This is a genomic window from Bacillus sp. N447-1 (assembly GCF_022701035.1).
In the GTDB taxonomy this organism is placed as follows: domain Bacteria; phylum Bacillota; class Bacilli; order Bacillales; family Bacillaceae_G; genus Bacillus_A; species Bacillus_A cereus.
The window spans coordinates 4319685-4335731 of record NZ_CP065509.1; the positions used below are offsets into that span (position 1 = coordinate 4319685).

Sequence of the window (16047 nt, forward strand, 5' to 3'; positions counted from 1 at the left end):
TTTTATGTATATGTGAAAAAACGAACAAGACGGGGTGAAAGTGTGGGATATCGATGTTATAGAATGGTATACCATTTAGAAAATGGAGAAACAATTAAAGATGTAAAAGAATTTTGCTATCGAGACCAAGGAAAAGTGTTAGAAAGAGTAGCAAATCGTGTAATGGATAATAGAGAAGTGACGGCGATTGATAAACAAGGAACAATCATTTCAATAGCATGTGAGGACATTGTAAAGGTAGAACTTGATTACATAACAGAAAGTTAACCTTGAGTCATATCGAATTATTCGATAAAATAAACTGTTGAATGGTGAAGTGAGAAGAGAGGAGTTTATCATGGGTAGTACAAGACACTTTTATATGTTTATCTTAGCGTTTGTTCTTGTTGTGGCATTAACGATTTACTTAATTGTTGACAGCAGCTGGTACAACACAGTTCATCCGGCATTCCTTCTGTTTATGTATATAGGAATTGCAGTAGTAAGTTTCGGAATGAGAGACGAGATGTTAGATCGCTTTGAAAAGTGATACATATACGAAAGACCAACAGGAAAATGTTGGTCTTTTTTTCTTGCCAAAAATAGGATGATGTGTATATACTGTATATATAAGATATATACAGTATATACACACACTGGAGGAAAACATGAATATTATTATTTCGAATTCTTCCCAAGACCCTATTTATGTACAAATAAGAAAACAATTAAGCCAGCTTATTTTAAATGGTGGTTTAAAGGGTGGAGATCAATTACCATCTATTCGTAGCTTAGCGAAGGAATTACAAATTAGTGTCATTACAACGAAGCGTGCATACGAGGAGCTTGAAAAAGAAGGATATATAGAAACTGTTGCTGGGAAGGGGACTTATGTTTCACGTAAAAATAATGAACTATTAAAAGAACAAAGGCTTCGCCTATTGGAAAGTAAAGCTGAAGAAATCGTAAAAGAAAGTAAAGTGTTGCAGCTTTCACTTGAAGAATTGCAGCAGATGATTGCGTGTTTATATAAGGGGGAATAAGAGATGTTAGAGCTAAAAAATGTTTGTAAAAGTTATCAAGATTTTGCAGTGAAAAATATAAGTTTTGCATTACCACGAGGATATATTATGGGGTTTGTCGGACCAAATGGTGCTGGGAAAAGTACAACGATCAAAATGATTATGAATTTAATTAGAAAAGATAGCGGCGATATAAAAATTTTTGGCAAAGACAATAAGAAAGCCGAAAAGGACATAAAACAAAATATTGGTTTTGTATATGATGAAAATCATTATTACGAAGATTTAACGTGTGAACAAATGAAGCGTATTATTGCACCGTTATATAAAAAGTGGGACGAAGAGCAGTATCAATCGTATATGCATAGATTGCAAGTTCCAAAGTATAAAAAAATTAAAGAGCTATCTAAAGGGATGAAAATGAAGTTTGCGATTGCCATCGCACTTTCGCACCACGCAGAGTTTATTATTATGGACGAACCGACAGCAGGGTTAGATCCAGTTGTTCGAAGTGAATTACTCGATATGTTGCAAGAAATTGTAATGGAAGATGAAGTATCCGTATTATTCTCAACGCACATTACAACAGATTTAGAGCGCATTGCAGATTATGTTACGTTCATCAATGATGGAGAAATTATATTTACTGGTGAAAAAGAAGACTTAATGGAGAACTACGTAATCGTAAAAGGAAGTAATGATTTATTAGACCGAGAAGGAAAAGAACTATTTGTTGGATTACGAAAAAATAAATTTGGTTTTGAAGGTTTAGCGAATGATAAACAAGCAATCATAGATTGGTTTGGAAATGAGGTTGTACTAGAAAAGCCTACATTAGATGATATTATCGTTTACACCGCGAAAGGAAGAGGTGCCTATGCGTCAGCTCGTATATAAAGATTTGTTCTTTTTTCGGGCGATTTGGTTAGTGTATCTAATTATGCCACTAATGTTTTCTTTTATAGAGCCGATTGGTGAAACGGTATTTTCTTTAAGTTGTTTACTGATAACAATTTCCACATCAACAATATTGATAGGGATGGATGAAAAAAATAATAGTGATGTCATTATGAATAGTTTACCACTAAGTCGAAAGGATATCGTTATCGCTAGATATATTTCCTGTGCAATATTTATCGCTGGGAGCATGCTTGTAACGATGTTTGTTATTTTTCTAATACGAAGTGTTGGTGTCGTTGGTGATATTCGTGCATATCATTCGGATTTATATATCGAAATCCCTTGGTATGCCGTAGTTAGAGTGGCGATATGCTCTTTAGTTTATATAGCGGTGCTGTTTCCTAGTTATTACGGAACAAAATCTAAAATGGCACGCGGACTATTTACAGGTGGAGCGGCTATGGTAGGGGTTATTGCTGGGATGTTTATTGGTGAAGGAGAAATGGCGGCATTATCGTTTGTTGAATGGGTTATGATTCCTTCACATTTTATGTGGTTTCTAGTTGGGGGAATGGCATTAGCTAATATATATATTTTTTCTATGTTTCTTGCAATTAAAATATACGGAGCACGTGATTTGTAGGGAGGGGGATTAACATGCAGCAATTGATTTTGAAGGAGTTTTTCTTACAAAGAAAAATGTTTCTTATCTATTTGATCTTACCAATATACGGAGCATTCCAAAACTCTATAGAACCATTTCAAATGGCGTATGTTTGTTTTGCTATATGTCTTTTGATGATTTCAATCTCTTTATCAAATGAAGAGAAAAATAGTACGGAAAAAATATTAGTAAGTCTACCTTTTACTAGAAAAGATATTGTCATTGCGAAATACATATCGACACTATTTTTATGGCATTCAGCTTAATCATTACATTCGTATTCTTTATACTCCTGTATTTGTATTAAAAGAAAATATAAATATTCCTTGGTATGCAGCATTTATAGCTATTTTCTTTCTGTTCTGTATGCTGTTATGATACTTCCTATAAAATATAGTGAGGATAAGCGAACGGTTACTATGCTGGGATTAGTTATGCTTTTTCCTATAATAGGTTTACTAGGATTTATGTGCAATATATTTACGGATGAAAGGCTTATGTTAATGATTTTTCGAACTTCAGATATGCTATTAGTTATTAGTATTTTGAGTATAGGCGCGTGTGTAAGTTATTTAGCTTCAATGTTTATAGCTATTGTGAGTTTTAAAAAGAGAGAGCTTTAATACTTATTGGCTTGTCTTATATAAAAACGAATAATTGATGTTAAGGAATGAGTTCAGTGAGGTGTAATATATGATCAAGCAATTAGTTTTAAAAGATATGATGATGCAAAGAAAGTTAGGATTTATTGGTTTTATATGTTTGCTTTTCCTTACAATTATTGATTTTGGTAGCGACAATTTTCTTGTGACACTTAGTATAACTATACCTATCCTTGGAACAATATGGTCGACGAGTTATGAGGCTAGAAATAAGAGTGAAAAGATATTAAATAGTTTACCGCTTCAACGTAAGGAAATTGTCATAGCAAAATACATATTTATAAGTATTTTAGTTGTTTTAGGTGTGATTTTCTCACTTTTGATTGGTCTAATTCAGTTGCAAAATGAACATATAACTGGATTTACGCTGTGGGGAGAGATTCTTGGCGGAATAACGGGAGGATTGGTTTATAGCATGATCGTACTGCCAATTGAATTTTTAGTAGAATATAGCAGTTCGAAACAGGCGGCGTATTTTATGGGAATTATAGTTGGTGGATTAAGTGGAGTGATTGTAAGTAGTGAATGGTTAGATGTAGAGAATGCTTGGAGCACAAGTCTAGTCGTAAATATTTGTTTTATAGCAGGACTCATTCTTTTGTATATTATGTCCATGTTTTTCTCAATTCATTTGTACAATGAACGTGATCTGTGAGAGGAGGAAAATAGCGTTGAAACAACTAATTTTAAAAGATTTCATCATTCAATGGAAGTTTTTAATTTGGTACATACTGTATCCTGTTTTCTTTTATATGGCCTTAACAGATACGGAAAATCTGTTCATAATTATGTCCGTAATTATTACAATTGGAGCAACAGTAAAAACATTTGAAGCAGATAGTAAAAATGAGAGTGAAGTTATAGTAAATAGTTTACCAATATTGAGAAAACAAATTGTGTATGCGAAATATATAGTAGCAATTATTATTCTTTTTATAAGTGTAACGGTCGGTTGTTTCACGATGGGAATGAAGAGTGGGGTTAACTTATTTGAATTTCTTGAAACGACAATGGTTGCTAGTATTAGCTTTATTTTATTGTATTTAAGTTTTGTTTTACCAATATCCTTTTGGCTAGGGTATAAGAAAACCATTTTCATTACGATAGTAATATTCATGGCACCGATAGTTGTTTTAGAAGCTTTGTTTCAAATTAACTTAGAACAAATTCAACTATACAACAGCTTGTTATTCATTAGTTCCATGTGCATGTTCATAGCATCTACCTTTGTTTCAGTAAAAATATATGAAAAAAGAGAATTTTAAAAGGTGCCTTAAAAAAGGCACCTTCTTCAATAACGACAATACGAGAGCAGTAGTTTATAAAAAGAAACGCTATTTGGCACATCTTTCGGAGTATGTAATATAAAGCTGAAAACGATGATGAGAATAAGAAATAGGAAAAATAAAAATAGGATTTGCTTATGTATAGAATTTTGCATATTATTCACTCCTTTTTTTAGGTAGTATGTCCAAAAGAAAGGAGTGTATGAAAAATGTTAGGAGGGGAGAATGATGAACAAAAGAAAATGGTTATATAGAATAGGAATATTTTTATTTTCAATCGGTCTCATATTAGCAAATGTTTACTCGGATATACCACCGTTATTTCCAAGTTTACTAAAAGGGTTGGTATAAGTATTGCCATAGTTGGTCTGTTTTGTCTTATCACATCTAACTTCTACAGAAAGTCTGAATGAATATAAAAAAGGACAGTTACTCTTTTTCAGAAGTACTGTCCTTTTTTAATAACTTATTCCATAGTTTGGCGATACTCCATATAATGACGATTGCAATGGAGGCGATAATGGACCAAACAATTGATATCATTTCAATTGTCATGTTAGGAAGGAATGTGAGAATGGATAATACTTTATGAAACAATGATTCTATTATATGAAAACTTATTTGTAATAGAATGACGATACCAAGTGTGATCCATGCTAATATTTTCTTTCCTTGTTCTTTCCACATGACATTCACCTCTCGTTAGCTTAATAGTTTTAAGCCAACAGCGCCGCATAGAATACAGCTTAAGAAAGCAAGACGACGCCAATCCGCTGATTCTCGGAAAATGAGAATGCCTAGAAGTGCACTTCCGGCAGTTCCGATTCCAGTCCAAATTGCGTAAGCAGTTCCCATCGGTAATGTGTTCATCGCAAGAGATAAGAAGAAGAAGCTTACGCCGAAGTTAGCGATTAAAATAACTTTTGGTGCCCAGCCTTTCTTTTCAGTGGCTACTTTCATAAAGAGTACACCAATAATTTCACAAATACCAGCTAGAATTAAAAATACCCAAGCCATTTTATGCGGCCTCCTTCGCTTCTTTTTCTTCTGTTACTCGTTTTAAACCAATTACTCCGAAGAAGATTAAACCGATTAATAAAACTTTTACGATAGAGAAAGGTTCTCCGAAGATGAAAATCTCTGTAAGAACGATTCCACCAGCTCCGATTCCTGTAAAGACTGCGTATACAGTGCCGACAGGTAAATCTTTATAAGCTCTAAATAATAAGACGAAACTAATTGTAATTAATAGAGCAACACCAGCCCATTCAAGTGGTGCCTCTGCTTTTTTTAGTCCAATCACCCAAAATATTTCAATAATACCAGCGATGATTACATAAATCCATGCCATATGTCATTTCTCCTTCCTACCAGTCGTTAGGTAAAGGGCTTAAAAACGACGCATTGCAAAGGAGCAATCCGTCAGTTTGAAAGTCCGCGCCAAAATACTTTCCAAGAAGCGTCTAAACGTGTCTCAAAACGATTTAAACCTGCGTATAATAGTTCAACCATAAGACCGTCGAGTAAGCATAGAAAAGCCTCTAAGGCGTCTTTTACTTCAATGTTATGCAGCTCATCTTGTTCGCTTGCTCTTTTAAATACAGGGAATAAAAGTTTTCCGACGTTTTCAATGTGTACATTTGCTTTATTAATAATTTGTTCGCGAAATGCATCAGGCGGAAAATAAGAAGTTCGTAACCAAAACATTGATTCTTCACTTTCACCAAATCGTTTTGCATACCCTTTTAATAATTTTAAAAGCAATTCTTCAGTGGACGAATTGGAAAAGCTTTCGATATCGCCTGTGAAGCTCTGCAAATCTTTTTGAAGAGCAGATTCTAAGCATATGAAATATAGCTCTTCTTTTCCTTTAAAGTGTGCGTAAATCGATGGTTTTTTAATCCCAACTTCTTGAGCAATATTTGCCAATGAAGTTCCTTCATAGCCGTAGCGTGCGAAATGAGAAAGTGCTACAGCTTTAATGCGGTTTGCTGTCATTTTCATCCCCTACCTACCGTTCGTTAGGTTCATTATATGAGATGGGAAATATAATGTCAATAGGTGAAGATCTGAGAAAGAGCGTTATAAGTAACGCTCTTTTTAGACAGTCTCTCGCTCAATTAAATGGAATGAAAGTTCTTTTGCACTGCCGACAATTTGCTCGCTTTGGATCTGCTTATGGAATAAAGAAAAAGCATGTGAGCCCATTGCGAGACCGGGATGTTCAATTGTGGAAATTTCTAATGCCTTTGAAATTTCATGATTATCAAATCCAAGGATAGCAAGGTCTTCAGGTACTCGAATACCATGTTTTCGAGCCTCTGTTAATAAACCAGCTGCAACTTGATCGTTCGCTGTGAAAATAGCAGTTGGACGATTTTTCATATTTAAAATACGATGGAGTATTTGTGCTCCGTCCTGCATTGTATAGCATTGGTGGAAAATCCATTCAGGATGCAACGTTTTCCCTTCGTTACGAAGTGTATCGGCGAACGCTTTTTCGCGCTCCATGGAATTTACACTTGTTTTTCTTGCTAAACAAATTCCGATTTTTTCATGGCCTCTACTTAGTAAATAGGCAGTACCAAGACGGAAACCTTCATAATGATCTACGTAGATGGATGAAATGAGGGGATGCTTCATTTTTTCACATGAAATAATAGGGGCAAATTTTGCAAAAGGTTCGATTTGTTCCCAAGAGCTCGTTCGGGAGCAAATAATCATCCCATCAAATTGTTTCATTTTCATCATTTCAAGAACACGAATTTCTTCAATGCTATCGTAATTCGTTTGACATAAATTAATATGATACCCAGCTAATAACGCTTCGTTTCCGATTCCTTCAATAATCGTACTGAAGTAGGGGAGGTTAATGAAAGGAAGCATAACGCCAATTGTATATGTTTTCCCTCTTATTAAATGGACAGCATTTATATTTTTTGCGTAGTTTAATTCTTCAACAGCATCTAGAACACGCTTACGCTTTTCTTCTTTTACGTAAGGGTGATTATTCAGGACACGAGAAACAGTTGATATCGATACACCAGCAGTTTTAGCAATTTGTTTTATATTGGCCATATGTATCACCTCTTTCCCTTATTATAAAGGGAAAATAATAAGAAAGAAAAAATCTTGACCTGAAAAGCTTTTCACAAACTATGGTATTAATAAGACTTCTTTTTATTCGCGTAACCTTTTCACTTGGGCGTAAGAATGATAGGGGTCTTTTTTGTTTGCAAAAAGTGTTGTCAAAATGTGTGAGAATAACGTGGAAAGTTTTCAAAGGTGGAGTTTGGTGACAAAGCGAATATGAAGAGAATATCAACGCTTCGTTCGTTAAGAGAGCGATATGAAAGGGCGGAAACAAATTGAAAAAAAGAATCATTTGTTTCATGTTTTCTAGTTTCGTGCTTAGTTCGTGTTCGTTTCAGCAAACGATGCAAGAAGAAAAACACTTTGTGGGAACAACGGGAGGAGCTATGGATCGTGTTACGGATCCTATTCCGCTAAAGGAACTTCCAAAATATTTTCCGGTGAAGTTTAAAGTTCCAACGTTTTTACCGTACGATATTACAAGTGATGTGAAGGGGGAAGTAAGAACGCTTGGGAAAAAGAACACTGTCTTAACGATTAAATATAAACAGAAAGAACCAGGTAGAAATGAGTATATTGAGTTAAATGTCGCGAACTTTCCTTATAGTTTTCCAGATCTTGTGGAAGAGAAGCGATTTCAAGAACAAATGAAACTGAATAATGGAACGTCTGCTTATTTTAAAAATAAAGATGATTATGAACGTGGTGACGAATTTGCTACGCTTATATGGAAAGAGAAAGGAATTGAATATCAACTGCTGTATCGGAATGTAGAAGAGAACGATGAAAAGGTAATCAAGCAGAATTTATTATACATTGCGAATAAGATGAAATGAAAAAACTAGCTGATTTATTCAGCTAGTTTTTTGTATGTTATTATTTCTTTTTAATTTTGCCTGTCCAAGATTTAAATCCGCCTTGTAATTGGTAGAAATCTTTGTAGCCTTGTTTTTTTAAGTATTGCGCTGCACGACCTGTACGGAATCCGCTTTGGCAATATAAGTAAACAGGTTGATCTTGACGAAGTTCTTTATGGCGAAGGCGAATTTGTGATAACGGAATGTTACGTGCACCTAAAATATGCCCTGCGTTATATTCGTCTGCTTCACGAATATCGATAAGCTGTGCTTTACGGTAGCCAGCGCGAAATTCTTCTTCTGTAAGAGTTTTAATTAATTTTTTCTGATAGAAGTACATCCATACAGTGTAGCCGATAAATGCTACGATTACGGCTAATAAAATAATCCAAGTTGTTGACACGATTCTATCGCTCCCTTTTTTCTTATCCTACTTTCAATATTATAATGCCCTTATGTATTTATGCAACAGATTCATTTGCATATAAGAAGAAATTTCGTATTCTTTCACAAATTTTGTCGAATTTGGTAGACTAGAGAATGTGAAAAATAATTGGTTATATGAGGTGCAGGATGGGAAAAGAAAAATGGTGTTATATTAACTCTGGTCAATGTTCACCGGCATTTAATATGGCGTTAGATGAATGTTTATTAAATTGGCAAAGTGAAAAGAAAATGCCACCAACAATTCGTTTTTATGAATGGGAGGTACCAACATTAACAGTTGGGTATTTTCAACGTGTTGAAAAAGATATTAATATGGATGTAGTTAACGAAAAGAAATATGGATTCGTTCGTCGTCAAACAGGCGGCAGGGGTGTACTACATGACAAAGAGTTAACGTATAGTGTTATTGTGTCTGAAGATCATCCGAATATGCCGAAAACAGTTACAGAAGCGTATCGTGTTATTTCGCAAGGTTTATTAGATGGTTTTAAGGCATTAGGGTTAGAAGCATATTATGCAGTTCCAAAAACAGAAGCAGATCGTGAAAATTTAAAAAATCCACGTTCCGGCGTATGTTTTGATGCACCATCTTGGTATGAAATTGTAGTGGAAGGACGAAAAATTGCTGGTAGTGCTCAAACACGTCAAAAAGGTGTTATTTTACAGCATGGATCGATTCCATTAGAAATTGATTTAGATGAACTATATGATCTATTTTTATTCCCAAATGAACGTGTGAAGGAACGTATGAAGAGTATGTTCTCTTCTAAAGCAGTAGCAATTAATGAATTAACAGACCGTACATTTACGATAGAACAGTTAATTAAAGCGTTTGAAGTTGGCTTTGAAAAAGGATTGGATGTAGAACTTGTTCCATATGAATTAACAGAAGAACAGTTACATGAAGTTCAAACGTTAGCGAAAGAAAAGTATGAAAGTAATGAGTGGAATTATAAAAAATAAGAGATGGCAATTGCCACCTCTTATTTTTTTATAGTAAATTAAGTACTTTTTCTACTTTGATTCCTTTATCTTGTAAAGAACGAAGGCGATTTACAACGTCCATAATTTCTTTGTCAAATGTAACGCTAATACCTTGGCTTTGTAGTTCTTCTTTTAAGCTTTCAATAGAATCATCTATGTCGATGCCAAGCTCGTAATCTTGACAAACTTCAATTGTCTTTTTCACGAGTTTAACATAATTTTCTTGTAGTTTTGAATTTGTTTCAGTCAAAGCAGGCTGCTTCGGTTTTGCAGGAGCAACCGGTGCTGTCTCTTGCTTTGTAACTGGAGTAGGGACCGCTTTTTTCACAGGCGCTGGAGTAACTAGTTCTACAGCTGCTTCTACGCTTACTGGCTTCGGTGTCGGTACCGGAGTAGGCTTAGGTGCCATAGCAGGTGTTTCCACACGCGTAACAGGCTTAGGAGCAGGCGTAATTGCCTTTGGAGCTTCTACAACTACTTCCTTTTTCGGTGCTGCTTCTACCTGTGTTTCTTCTTGCTCGGCAGCTTCTTTATTTTCTTTACTCCACATAACGCGTTCAATTTCTAGAGAAACATTGTTTTTGTTCATCGCTGTTAATGTAACTTTACCAACTTCAGCGTTTCCAGTGAAATCAACAATTTTATAAATAACACTCTTGTTCCAATCCACGTTTCCGCTCAAAAATAATTCTTCGTTACATTTCGGCGTTAAGCCCTCGATTTTAATTTCTGCGTTTACACCGTTTTCACTATATACCATAATTAGCGAAGCATTTACATCTTCGTCTGCTAACATTAGTTCACGTACCATTTTGCCGGTGCGTACTTGCGTTTTCTTCTTAACTGACATCTAATTTCTCCTCTCAAAAATTCAGTAATAATAAAAAAATCGTATAACGAAAAATAATTGCTCACGAAGATTTATGATACCGATAATAAAAGCATCACGTCAACAATTAACTTTAATTATTTTGCATTTTTCTTATTTTCTTTATGAAATTTTTCAATTTGTAAAATTAGACAGAAGAAAAAACAGCCTTTTGAGGGGCTGTTAAAAATTTGATTTTTATATAGTAATTTATATAAAATAAAAATAAGATAGCAATTAAAGCATTTTGCCAAAAGTTTAGATGATAAATGAGATAAGGTTGCTTTTGGAAATAAATATTTAAGAATACAGCGGAACAAAATGGAGTAGCAAATGCGAATCCAAATAGAATTCTTCTTTTCAATTCATTTTCTGATTAAAGGAGTAACGCTTTAATAAATATAAAATAAATAGTATACCTAGTATAATTATTGAAACAGACAAAGTAGTTCCAAGGATGCTAAAAGGCGGACTTGATAATGTATTGTTTTTTTCAAAGAAAAACATAAAAAATGAAATAATTGCATTTATGCCAAACTGTATAGCAAGAAGTAAGCTAATAGAAAATCCAATTAAAGAGGCTTTTTCTAACTTTGTTTGAGTTGGTAAAGCTGATATAAGTTCATCGCAATAAGATTGTAAATTATCTCCAAAGATGTCATAAGCGTTTTTATTTTCTGCTTGTGCTTCGATGAGGTGATCTAATATTTCTAGTAACAGTTCTTCCATTTGTTGCTCTGGCACGTTAGATAAACGAAGATAAACTAACATATCGCTATAAGCAACTTCATTTTCAGGTGTTAGAAGCTCACGTTTTTTATTATTCAATTCAATCATGTCTTGTGCATTCATCCCTATCACTCCTCTGTAATAAGTTATTTACCGTAGTTGAAACCATTCCCCAGCTTTGTTTAAATTCTTCAAGCTGCTCTAATCCTTTATCGGTTATGTGATAATATTTTCGCTTTGGACCGAGTGAGGAAGCTTTTAATGTGCCTTCGATCAATTTTTCTTTTTGCATACGTAATAATAACGGATAGATGCTTCCTTCGCTTACGAATGTAAATCCGTGTTTATTTAATTTTGTGCTCAGTTCATATCCGTACACTTCTTCTTGTGAAATGATGTATAGGATGCAACCTTCTAATACACCTTTTAACATTTGGCTGTGCATGATTTCACCACCTTTTACTCAGGTAACTTGCGTTGCAAGGTAGCTGTTATCCAAATTATAACATTCAGTAACTTGCAACGCAAGTTACTGAAGTGGAAAACTTTAATGCGTGTTAATTTTTCAACGTTTCCCATACTAACGAGAGGGAGGGAAGCACATGAAACCATTTATGCCAAAACTCGTTTACTTTGAACCAAAGGCACTTGAATATCCGCTTGGAAAAGAGCTTTATGAGAAGTTTACGAAGATGGGATTAGAAATTCGTGAAACGACATCACATAATCAAATTAGAAATTTGCCAGGAGAAAATGATTTGCAAAAGTATCGTAATGCAAAGGCTACACTTGTCGTTGGAGTAAGGAAGACGCTAAAGTTTGATACGTCAAAACCGTCAGCTGAATATGCAATTCCGCTCGCAACAGGGTGTATGGGACATTGTCATTATTGCTATTTGCAAACAACACTTGGGAGTAAGCCTTACGTTCGTGTGTATGTCAATCTTGATGAAATATTTGAGAAGGCAAAGCAATATATGGATGAAAGGGCACCTGAAATAACAAGATTTGAAGCAGCGTGTACATCAGACATTGTTGGGATTGATCATTTAACACATGCATTAAAGCGGGCGATTGAATTCATTGGAGAAAGTGAATATGGGCGCTTACGTTTCGTCACGAAATATTCGCACGTTGATCATTTATTAGATGCAAAGCATAATGGGAAAACTCGTTTCAGATTTAGTATAAATTCACGATATGTAATTAAAAATTTTGAACCAGGGACATCGCCATTTGAGGAGCGAATTGAGGCGGCACGTAAAGTAGCAGGTGCAGGTTATCCACTTGGTTTTATAGTCGCGCCACTTTATATGCATGAAGGATGGGAAGAAGGATATCGTGAACTATTTGAGCGACTGTACAATGCGCTGAAAGATATGACGATACCAAATTTAACGTTTGAATTAATTCAGCATCGTTTTACGAAACCAGCGAAAAAGGTTATTCAAGAGCGTTATCCAAATACGAAGCTTGAAATGGATGAAGAGAAGCGGAAGTATAAATGGGGACGATATGGCATCGGAAAATATGTATATAAAAAGGATGATGCAGCAGTATTGGAAGAAACGATAAGAGGTTATATAAATGAATTTTTTCCTAATGCAGAAATACAATATTTTACTTAAGGGGGGTCTGTATGCAAATACAGATTCTTTTTTGTTTTATATATTTAGGCTCGTTTTCAACTTGTCACGTTATTCTTTCTGGTGTATCATTTTATTGATTGCTTCGTACGGAATAAGCAAAATGAACTTGGATGGAGGAAACCGATGCCTACCCCTAGTATGGAAGATTATATTGAACAAATTTATTTGTTGATTGATGAAAAGGGTTACGCCCGCGTATCTGATATTGCTGAAGCGCTTAGTGTACATCCATCCTCTGTAACAAAAATGGTGCAAAAATTAGACAAAGATGAATATCTAATTTATGAAAAATATAGAGGGCTTGTATTAACAACAAAAGGTAAAAAAATCGGAGAACGTCTCGTATATCGTCATGACTTGCTAGAGCAATTTATGCGTATTATCGGTGTGGATGAAAGTAAAATTTACAATGATGTAGAAGGAATTGAACATCATTTAAGTTGGGAAGCGATTGATCGCATTGGTGATTTAGTGCAATACTTTGAACAAGATACAGTCCGAGTGGAAACACTTCGCGGTGTTCAAAGAGCAAATGAAGAGAAAAGTAATTAAGGGGAACGTATGGCGTTTCCTTTTTTATTTCAATTCGAAAAGGATGGGAGAATTATGAAAGCAATTATTTTTGATTTTGATGGATTAATTGTGGACACAGAAACGATATGGTTTCACTCTTTCAGAGATGCTGTTCGTGAATACGGCGGGGAACTACCTTTAGAGGAATTTGCGAAATGCATTGGAACAACAGATGAGGTACTTTATACATATCTAAATGATCAATTAAAAGAGAAGTTTAACAAAAGTGTATTAAAAGAAAAAGTGGCAACTTTACATAAAGAGAAAATGAGAATACCAGAAGCTCGTGACGGGGTAAAAGAATATTTAGAAGAAGCGAAAGAAATGGGATTAAAAATCGCACTAGCTTCTAGTTCTTCTAGAGAATGGGTTATTCATTTTTTAGAAGAGCTACAAATTCGAGAATATTTTGAAGTAATTAAAACGAGAGAAGATGTTGAGAAGGTAAAACCAGATCCAGCTCTTTATCGAGTTGCAATAGAAGAATTAGGAATTAAGCCATCTGAAGCTGTTGTATTTGAAGACTCATTAAATGGATTGAGAGCAGCAGTTGCAGCGGGATTAACGTGCGTTGTGGTACCTAATGATGTGACACGGAATTTACCGTTTGAAAATCATCATCTTCGAATTGAAAGTATGAGAGAGAAAAGTTTAAAAGAAGTGCTTCAAAGTATAAAAAAAGACCGTATTTCCTAAAAGGAAGCACGGTCTTTCTTTTTGCTTTTTTTGCCTTCAATGACAGTTAAATGAGACTGTTTTCTTTTTCGTTTCAAAGTGGAAGAATTCCCTTTTTTACTTTTGTCATTAGAAGTATTTGACTTAAAGAAAGAATTGCCTAGGGGTGCTACATTTTGTTTCCCATGTTTGCGGTTCGATTGTTTTGCCGCACGCTTATATGAGCTTTGCGAATTTGCGGAACCACTGGAATTTGTAAACATCTTGTATAGCAAGTAAAAGATACCGACAACAAGTAACATGTACCCGATATTTCTTAATACACCCATGGGATTTGTAATAACAGATGAAACAAGGCCGAATATTGCCAATCCGATAATAAGCACAAATATAGCGAAAGTAAACGAACGACCGTTCATAAGGGACACCTCCTAAAAACATATATTGAAATTAGTATATTAACGATGAGGAAAGGAGTTGAACACCATTTTTAAATAATTATTGTTTGTTCTCTAAACGTAATAATTCTTCAAACGATGCAATTGCTACTTCCACTTGATCATCTGTTGGTTCTTTCGTTGTTAATAGTTGTAGCCATAATCCAGGATATCCAAGTACGCGTAATACGGGAATGTCTCGTAATCGATTTGTAAATTGCAATACTTCAAAAGAAATACCAAGTACAACTGGAATTAATAAAATTCTGTTTATAACTCGTGCCCAAAGAGGATCTGTAGGGACTAGGAAATAAACGAACATTCCAATAATGACTGTAAATATAATAAAGCTACTGCCGCATCTATAATGGAGACGAGTTTGCTTTTGAACGTTTTCTACAGTCAGAGGAAGGTTATTCTCGTAAGCATTGATTACCTTATGCTCTGCACCGTGATACTGAAATACCCGCTTAATAAGTGGGGTTAAAGAAATAAAGTATATATAGCTCAATAATAGCATGAGCTTAATGACACTTTCGACAATGATTTGCCCAGTATGAGATGGGAAAATCGGTCTCGTTAATTCAGCTAATAGTGCAGGAACTGCTGTGAAAATGACTTTACCGAATATAAAAGATAAAACGCCAACAGCTGCAACTCCTAATACCATCGTTAATTTTGATTGTTCTTCTTTTTTATTTGCAATTTGTTCATCATCTTCTGGGTGGACGTCAAATCGTTCTGAAGCGAAGTTTAAATGCTTTGCTCCATTCGCACTTGCATCCACAATAGCGGCAATCCCTCGTAAAAATGGAATTTTTTTTAGGGTAGATAGTACTTTATTACGAACGCGTGGTAATCGATAAAATTCAATCGATTTATCTTTACGACGAACCGCTGTAACAGTATATTCTCTACCGCCAAACATAACTCCTTCTATGACCGCTTGCCCGCCATATATTTGTTTTGACTCTTCTGCCATGTTAACACCAACCTGTATTTGTTTCTCTCTTATGTAGAAAAAGAGGCAATTGTCATACTGGGTTCTGTCGTTTTGAAATAAGACAATCACCGAGTTTCCTTTATTTTATCGGCAAATACAAGTAGATGACAAGGGAAAATGTTATGAGAGTCGGACATTTCTTATTCTTTTTATAGACAAATTTCGCAGGATTTAAACATGCTTCAAAATAGTTTCGGGCATACTATTGAGCGGAGGTGT

General features: G+C 34.8%; 22 protein-coding genes and 3 pseudogenes. 14 read left to right on the top strand and 11 right to left on the bottom strand.

Features of this window, described 5'->3' with window-relative positions:
* Nucleotides 1–63 precede the first annotated feature (63 nt).
* The 9 genes and pseudogenes from IQ781_RS21980 (at nucleotide 64) to IQ781_RS22020 (ending at nucleotide 4926) form a co-directional block, all read left to right on the top strand.
* Complete coding sequence (locus IQ781_RS21980; protein ID WP_000262496.1) at nucleotides 64–267, top strand: DUF3929 family protein; 204 nt, start codon at nucleotides 64–66, stop codon at nucleotides 265–267.
* Nucleotides 268–337: 70 nt separating this feature from the next.
* Nucleotides 338–529 (top strand): hypothetical protein, encoded by a 192-nt coding sequence (locus tag IQ781_RS21985; protein ID WP_000535933.1) that lies wholly within the window; start codon nucleotides 338–340, stop codon nucleotides 527–529.
* A gap of 118 nt (nucleotides 530–647) precedes the next feature.
* Nucleotides 648–1022 (top strand): GntR family transcriptional regulator, encoded by a 375-nt coding sequence (locus IQ781_RS21990; RefSeq protein WP_001021349.1) that lies wholly within the window; start codon nucleotides 648–650, stop codon nucleotides 1020–1022.
* A gap of 3 nt (nucleotides 1023–1025) precedes the next feature.
* Entirely contained in the window at nucleotides 1026–1898 is an 873-nt protein-coding gene (locus IQ781_RS21995; protein WP_000891312.1) for an ABC transporter ATP-binding protein, read from the top strand.
* The gene (locus tag IQ781_RS22000) at nucleotides 1879–2544 is read left to right on the top strand and encodes an ABC-2 transporter permease (RefSeq protein ID WP_001249549.1); all 666 of its coding nucleotides are present in this window, start codon (nucleotides 1879–1881) and stop codon (nucleotides 2542–2544) included. The genes IQ781_RS21995 and IQ781_RS22000 overlap by 20 nt, the downstream gene beginning before the upstream one ends.
* 56 nt (nucleotides 2545–2600) lie before the next feature.
* Nucleotides 2601–3188 (top strand): annotated as a pseudogene (locus IQ781_RS22005) (ABC-2 transporter permease).
* A gap of 70 nt (nucleotides 3189–3258) precedes the next feature.
* The gene (locus tag IQ781_RS22010) at nucleotides 3259–3882 is read left to right on the top strand and encodes an ABC-2 transporter permease (RefSeq protein ID WP_000595375.1); all 624 of its coding nucleotides are present in this window, start codon (nucleotides 3259–3261) and stop codon (nucleotides 3880–3882) included.
* 16 nt (nucleotides 3883–3898) lie between these two features.
* Nucleotides 3899–4492 carry an ABC-2 transporter permease gene (locus IQ781_RS22015; protein WP_000811452.1) on the top strand — a complete coding sequence of 198 codons (594 nt, stop codon included), beginning with the start codon at nucleotides 3899–3901 and terminating at the stop codon, nucleotides 4490–4492.
* 246 nt (nucleotides 4493–4738) lie between these two features.
* Nucleotides 4739–4926, top strand: a pseudogene (locus tag IQ781_RS22020) (hypothetical protein).
* A 16-nt stretch (nucleotides 4927–4942) separates the two neighbouring features.
* On the opposite strand, the gene IQ781_RS22025 reads toward IQ781_RS22020, so the two are convergent.
* The 5 genes from IQ781_RS22025 to IQ781_RS22045 all read right to left on the bottom strand — a co-directional run bounded on the left by IQ781_RS22025 (nucleotide 4943) and on the right by IQ781_RS22045 (nucleotide 7591).
* The gene (locus tag IQ781_RS22025) at nucleotides 4943–5200 is read right to left on the bottom strand and encodes a DUF3975 family protein (RefSeq protein ID WP_000265429.1); all 258 of its coding nucleotides are present in this window, start codon (nucleotides 5198–5200) and stop codon (nucleotides 4943–4945) included.
* A 15-nt stretch (nucleotides 5201–5215) separates the two neighbouring features.
* Nucleotides 5216–5530 carry a DMT family transporter gene (locus IQ781_RS22030; protein WP_000312623.1) on the bottom strand — a complete coding sequence of 105 codons (315 nt, stop codon included), beginning with the start codon at nucleotides 5528–5530 and terminating at the stop codon, nucleotides 5216–5218.
* 1 nt (nucleotide 5531) lies between these two features.
* Entirely contained in the window at nucleotides 5532–5864 is a 333-nt protein-coding gene (locus tag IQ781_RS22035) for a DMT family transporter (RefSeq protein WP_000312339.1), read from the bottom strand.
* A gap of 71 nt (nucleotides 5865–5935) precedes the next feature.
* Entirely contained in the window at nucleotides 5936–6517 is a 582-nt protein-coding gene (locus IQ781_RS22040) for a TetR/AcrR family transcriptional regulator (protein WP_002005730.1), read from the bottom strand.
* A 96-nt stretch (nucleotides 6518–6613) separates the two neighbouring features.
* A complete protein-coding gene (locus IQ781_RS22045; RefSeq protein WP_001273985.1) occupies nucleotides 6614–7591 on the bottom strand; it encodes a LacI family DNA-binding transcriptional regulator in 978 nt (325 codons plus the stop codon).
* Nucleotides 7592–7905: 314 nt separating this feature from the next.
* On the opposite strand from IQ781_RS22045, the gene IQ781_RS22050 reads away from it, so the two are divergent.
* Nucleotides 7906–8442 carry a hypothetical protein gene (locus IQ781_RS22050; protein ID WP_033666640.1) on the top strand — a complete coding sequence of 179 codons (537 nt, stop codon included), beginning with the start codon at nucleotides 7906–7908 and terminating at the stop codon, nucleotides 8440–8442.
* 40 nt (nucleotides 8443–8482) lie between these two features.
* On the opposite strand, the gene IQ781_RS22055 is transcribed toward IQ781_RS22050, so the two are convergent.
* Nucleotides 8483–8866 (bottom strand): rhodanese-like domain-containing protein, encoded by a 384-nt coding sequence (locus IQ781_RS22055; protein WP_000108653.1) that lies wholly within the window; start codon nucleotides 8864–8866, stop codon nucleotides 8483–8485.
* A 170-nt stretch (nucleotides 8867–9036) separates the two neighbouring features.
* On the opposite strand from IQ781_RS22055, the gene IQ781_RS22060 reads away from it, so the two are divergent.
* Entirely contained in the window at nucleotides 9037–9873 is an 837-nt protein-coding gene (locus tag IQ781_RS22060) for a lipoate--protein ligase family protein (protein WP_000514081.1), read from the top strand.
* A 28-nt stretch (nucleotides 9874–9901) separates the two neighbouring features.
* On the opposite strand, the gene IQ781_RS22065 is transcribed toward IQ781_RS22060, so the two are convergent.
* From IQ781_RS22065 to IQ781_RS22075, 3 genes and pseudogenes are all read right to left on the bottom strand, one after another.
* Entirely contained in the window at nucleotides 9902–10744 is an 843-nt protein-coding gene (locus IQ781_RS22065) for a hypothetical protein (RefSeq protein ID WP_000111898.1), read from the bottom strand.
* A gap of 203 nt (nucleotides 10745–10947) precedes the next feature.
* Nucleotides 10948–11614, bottom strand: a pseudogene (locus IQ781_RS22070) (DUF1129 family protein); the annotation flags it as partial.
* Nucleotides 11592–11936 carry a PadR family transcriptional regulator gene (locus tag IQ781_RS22075; RefSeq protein WP_139846700.1) on the bottom strand — a complete coding sequence of 115 codons (345 nt, stop codon included), beginning with the start codon at nucleotides 11934–11936 and terminating at the stop codon, nucleotides 11592–11594. The gene IQ781_RS22075 and the pseudogene IQ781_RS22070, both read right to left, overlap by 23 nt.
* Nucleotides 11937–12093: 157 nt before the next feature.
* Between IQ781_RS22075 and splB the strand changes: the two genes are divergently transcribed.
* From splB to IQ781_RS22090, 3 genes are all read left to right on the top strand, one after another.
* Nucleotides 12094–13119, top strand: a complete 1026-nt coding sequence (gene splB, locus IQ781_RS22080) for a spore photoproduct lyase (protein WP_000802107.1) — start codon at nucleotides 12094–12096, stop codon at nucleotides 13117–13119.
* Nucleotides 13120–13263: 144 nt separating this feature from the next.
* Complete coding sequence (gene mntR, locus IQ781_RS22085; protein ID WP_001143085.1) at nucleotides 13264–13692, top strand: transcriptional regulator MntR; 429 nt, start codon at nucleotides 13264–13266, stop codon at nucleotides 13690–13692.
* 54 nt (nucleotides 13693–13746) lie between these two features.
* Nucleotides 13747–14409, top strand: a complete 663-nt coding sequence (locus IQ781_RS22090) for an HAD family hydrolase (RefSeq protein WP_025687934.1) — start codon at nucleotides 13747–13749, stop codon at nucleotides 14407–14409.
* Here IQ781_RS22090 and IQ781_RS22095 read toward each other — a convergent pair.
* Both IQ781_RS22095 and IQ781_RS22100 read right to left on the bottom strand, forming a co-directional pair.
* Nucleotides 14406–14807, bottom strand: coding sequence for an SA1362 family protein (locus IQ781_RS22095; protein ID WP_001014463.1), 402 nt, complete (start codon nucleotides 14805–14807; stop codon nucleotides 14406–14408). The genes IQ781_RS22090 and IQ781_RS22095 overlap by 4 nt on opposite strands.
* A gap of 79 nt (nucleotides 14808–14886) precedes the next feature.
* The gene (locus IQ781_RS22100) at nucleotides 14887–15807 is read right to left on the bottom strand and encodes a DUF1385 domain-containing protein (protein WP_000807121.1); all 921 of its coding nucleotides are present in this window, start codon (nucleotides 15805–15807) and stop codon (nucleotides 14887–14889) included.
* Nucleotides 15808–16047: the final 240 nt, after the last annotated feature.

Excerpts from the sequence above, each read along its gene's own strand:
- IQ781_RS21980 (WP_000262496.1), top strand. The coding sequence starts at position 64 with ATGGTATACCATTTAGAAAATGGAGAAACAATTAAAGATGTAAAAGAA.
- IQ781_RS21985 (WP_000535933.1), top strand. The coding sequence starts at position 338 with ATGGGTAGTACAAGACACTTTTATATGTTTATCTTAGCGTTTGTTCTT.
- IQ781_RS21990 (WP_001021349.1), top strand. The coding sequence starts at position 648 with ATGAATATTATTATTTCGAATTCTTCCCAAGACCCTATTTATGTACAA.
- IQ781_RS21995 (WP_000891312.1), top strand. The coding sequence starts at position 1,026 with ATGTTAGAGCTAAAAAATGTTTGTAAAAGTTATCAAGATTTTGCAGTG.
- IQ781_RS22000 (WP_001249549.1), top strand. The coding sequence starts at position 1,879 with ATGCGTCAGCTCGTATATAAAGATTTGTTCTTTTTTCGGGCGATTTGG.
- IQ781_RS22010 (WP_000595375.1), top strand. The coding sequence starts at position 3,259 with ATGATCAAGCAATTAGTTTTAAAAGATATGATGATGCAAAGAAAGTTA.
- IQ781_RS22025 (WP_000265429.1), bottom strand. The coding sequence starts at position 5,200 with ATGTGGAAAGAACAAGGAAAGAAAATATTAGCATGGATCACACTTGGT.
- IQ781_RS22030 (WP_000312623.1), bottom strand. The coding sequence starts at position 5,530 with ATGGCTTGGGTATTTTTAATTCTAGCTGGTATTTGTGAAATTATTGGT.
- IQ781_RS22035 (WP_000312339.1), bottom strand. The coding sequence starts at position 5,864 with ATGGCATGGATTTATGTAATCATCGCTGGTATTATTGAAATATTTTGG.
- IQ781_RS22040 (WP_002005730.1), bottom strand. The coding sequence starts at position 6,517 with ATGAAAATGACAGCAAACCGCATTAAAGCTGTAGCACTTTCTCATTTC.
- IQ781_RS22045 (WP_001273985.1), bottom strand. The coding sequence starts at position 7,591 with ATGGCCAATATAAAACAAATTGCTAAAACTGCTGGTGTATCGATATCA.
- IQ781_RS22050 (WP_033666640.1), top strand. The coding sequence starts at position 7,906 with ATGTTTTCTAGTTTCGTGCTTAGTTCGTGTTCGTTTCAGCAAACGATG.
- IQ781_RS22060 (WP_000514081.1), top strand. The coding sequence starts at position 9,037 with ATGGGAAAAGAAAAATGGTGTTATATTAACTCTGGTCAATGTTCACCG.
- IQ781_RS22065 (WP_000111898.1), bottom strand. The coding sequence starts at position 10,744 with ATGTCAGTTAAGAAGAAAACGCAAGTACGCACCGGCAAAATGGTACGT.
- IQ781_RS22075 (WP_139846700.1), bottom strand. The coding sequence starts at position 11,936 with ATGCACAGCCAAATGTTAAAAGGTGTATTAGAAGGTTGCATCCTATAC.
- splB (WP_000802107.1), top strand. The coding sequence starts at position 12,094 with ATGAAACCATTTATGCCAAAACTCGTTTACTTTGAACCAAAGGCACTT.
- mntR (WP_001143085.1), top strand. The coding sequence starts at position 13,264 with ATGCCTACCCCTAGTATGGAAGATTATATTGAACAAATTTATTTGTTG.
- IQ781_RS22090 (WP_025687934.1), top strand. The coding sequence starts at position 13,747 with ATGAAAGCAATTATTTTTGATTTTGATGGATTAATTGTGGACACAGAA.
- IQ781_RS22095 (WP_001014463.1), bottom strand. The coding sequence starts at position 14,807 with ATGAACGGTCGTTCGTTTACTTTCGCTATATTTGTGCTTATTATCGGA.
- IQ781_RS22100 (WP_000807121.1), bottom strand. The coding sequence starts at position 15,807 with ATGGCAGAAGAGTCAAAACAAATATATGGCGGGCAAGCGGTCATAGAA.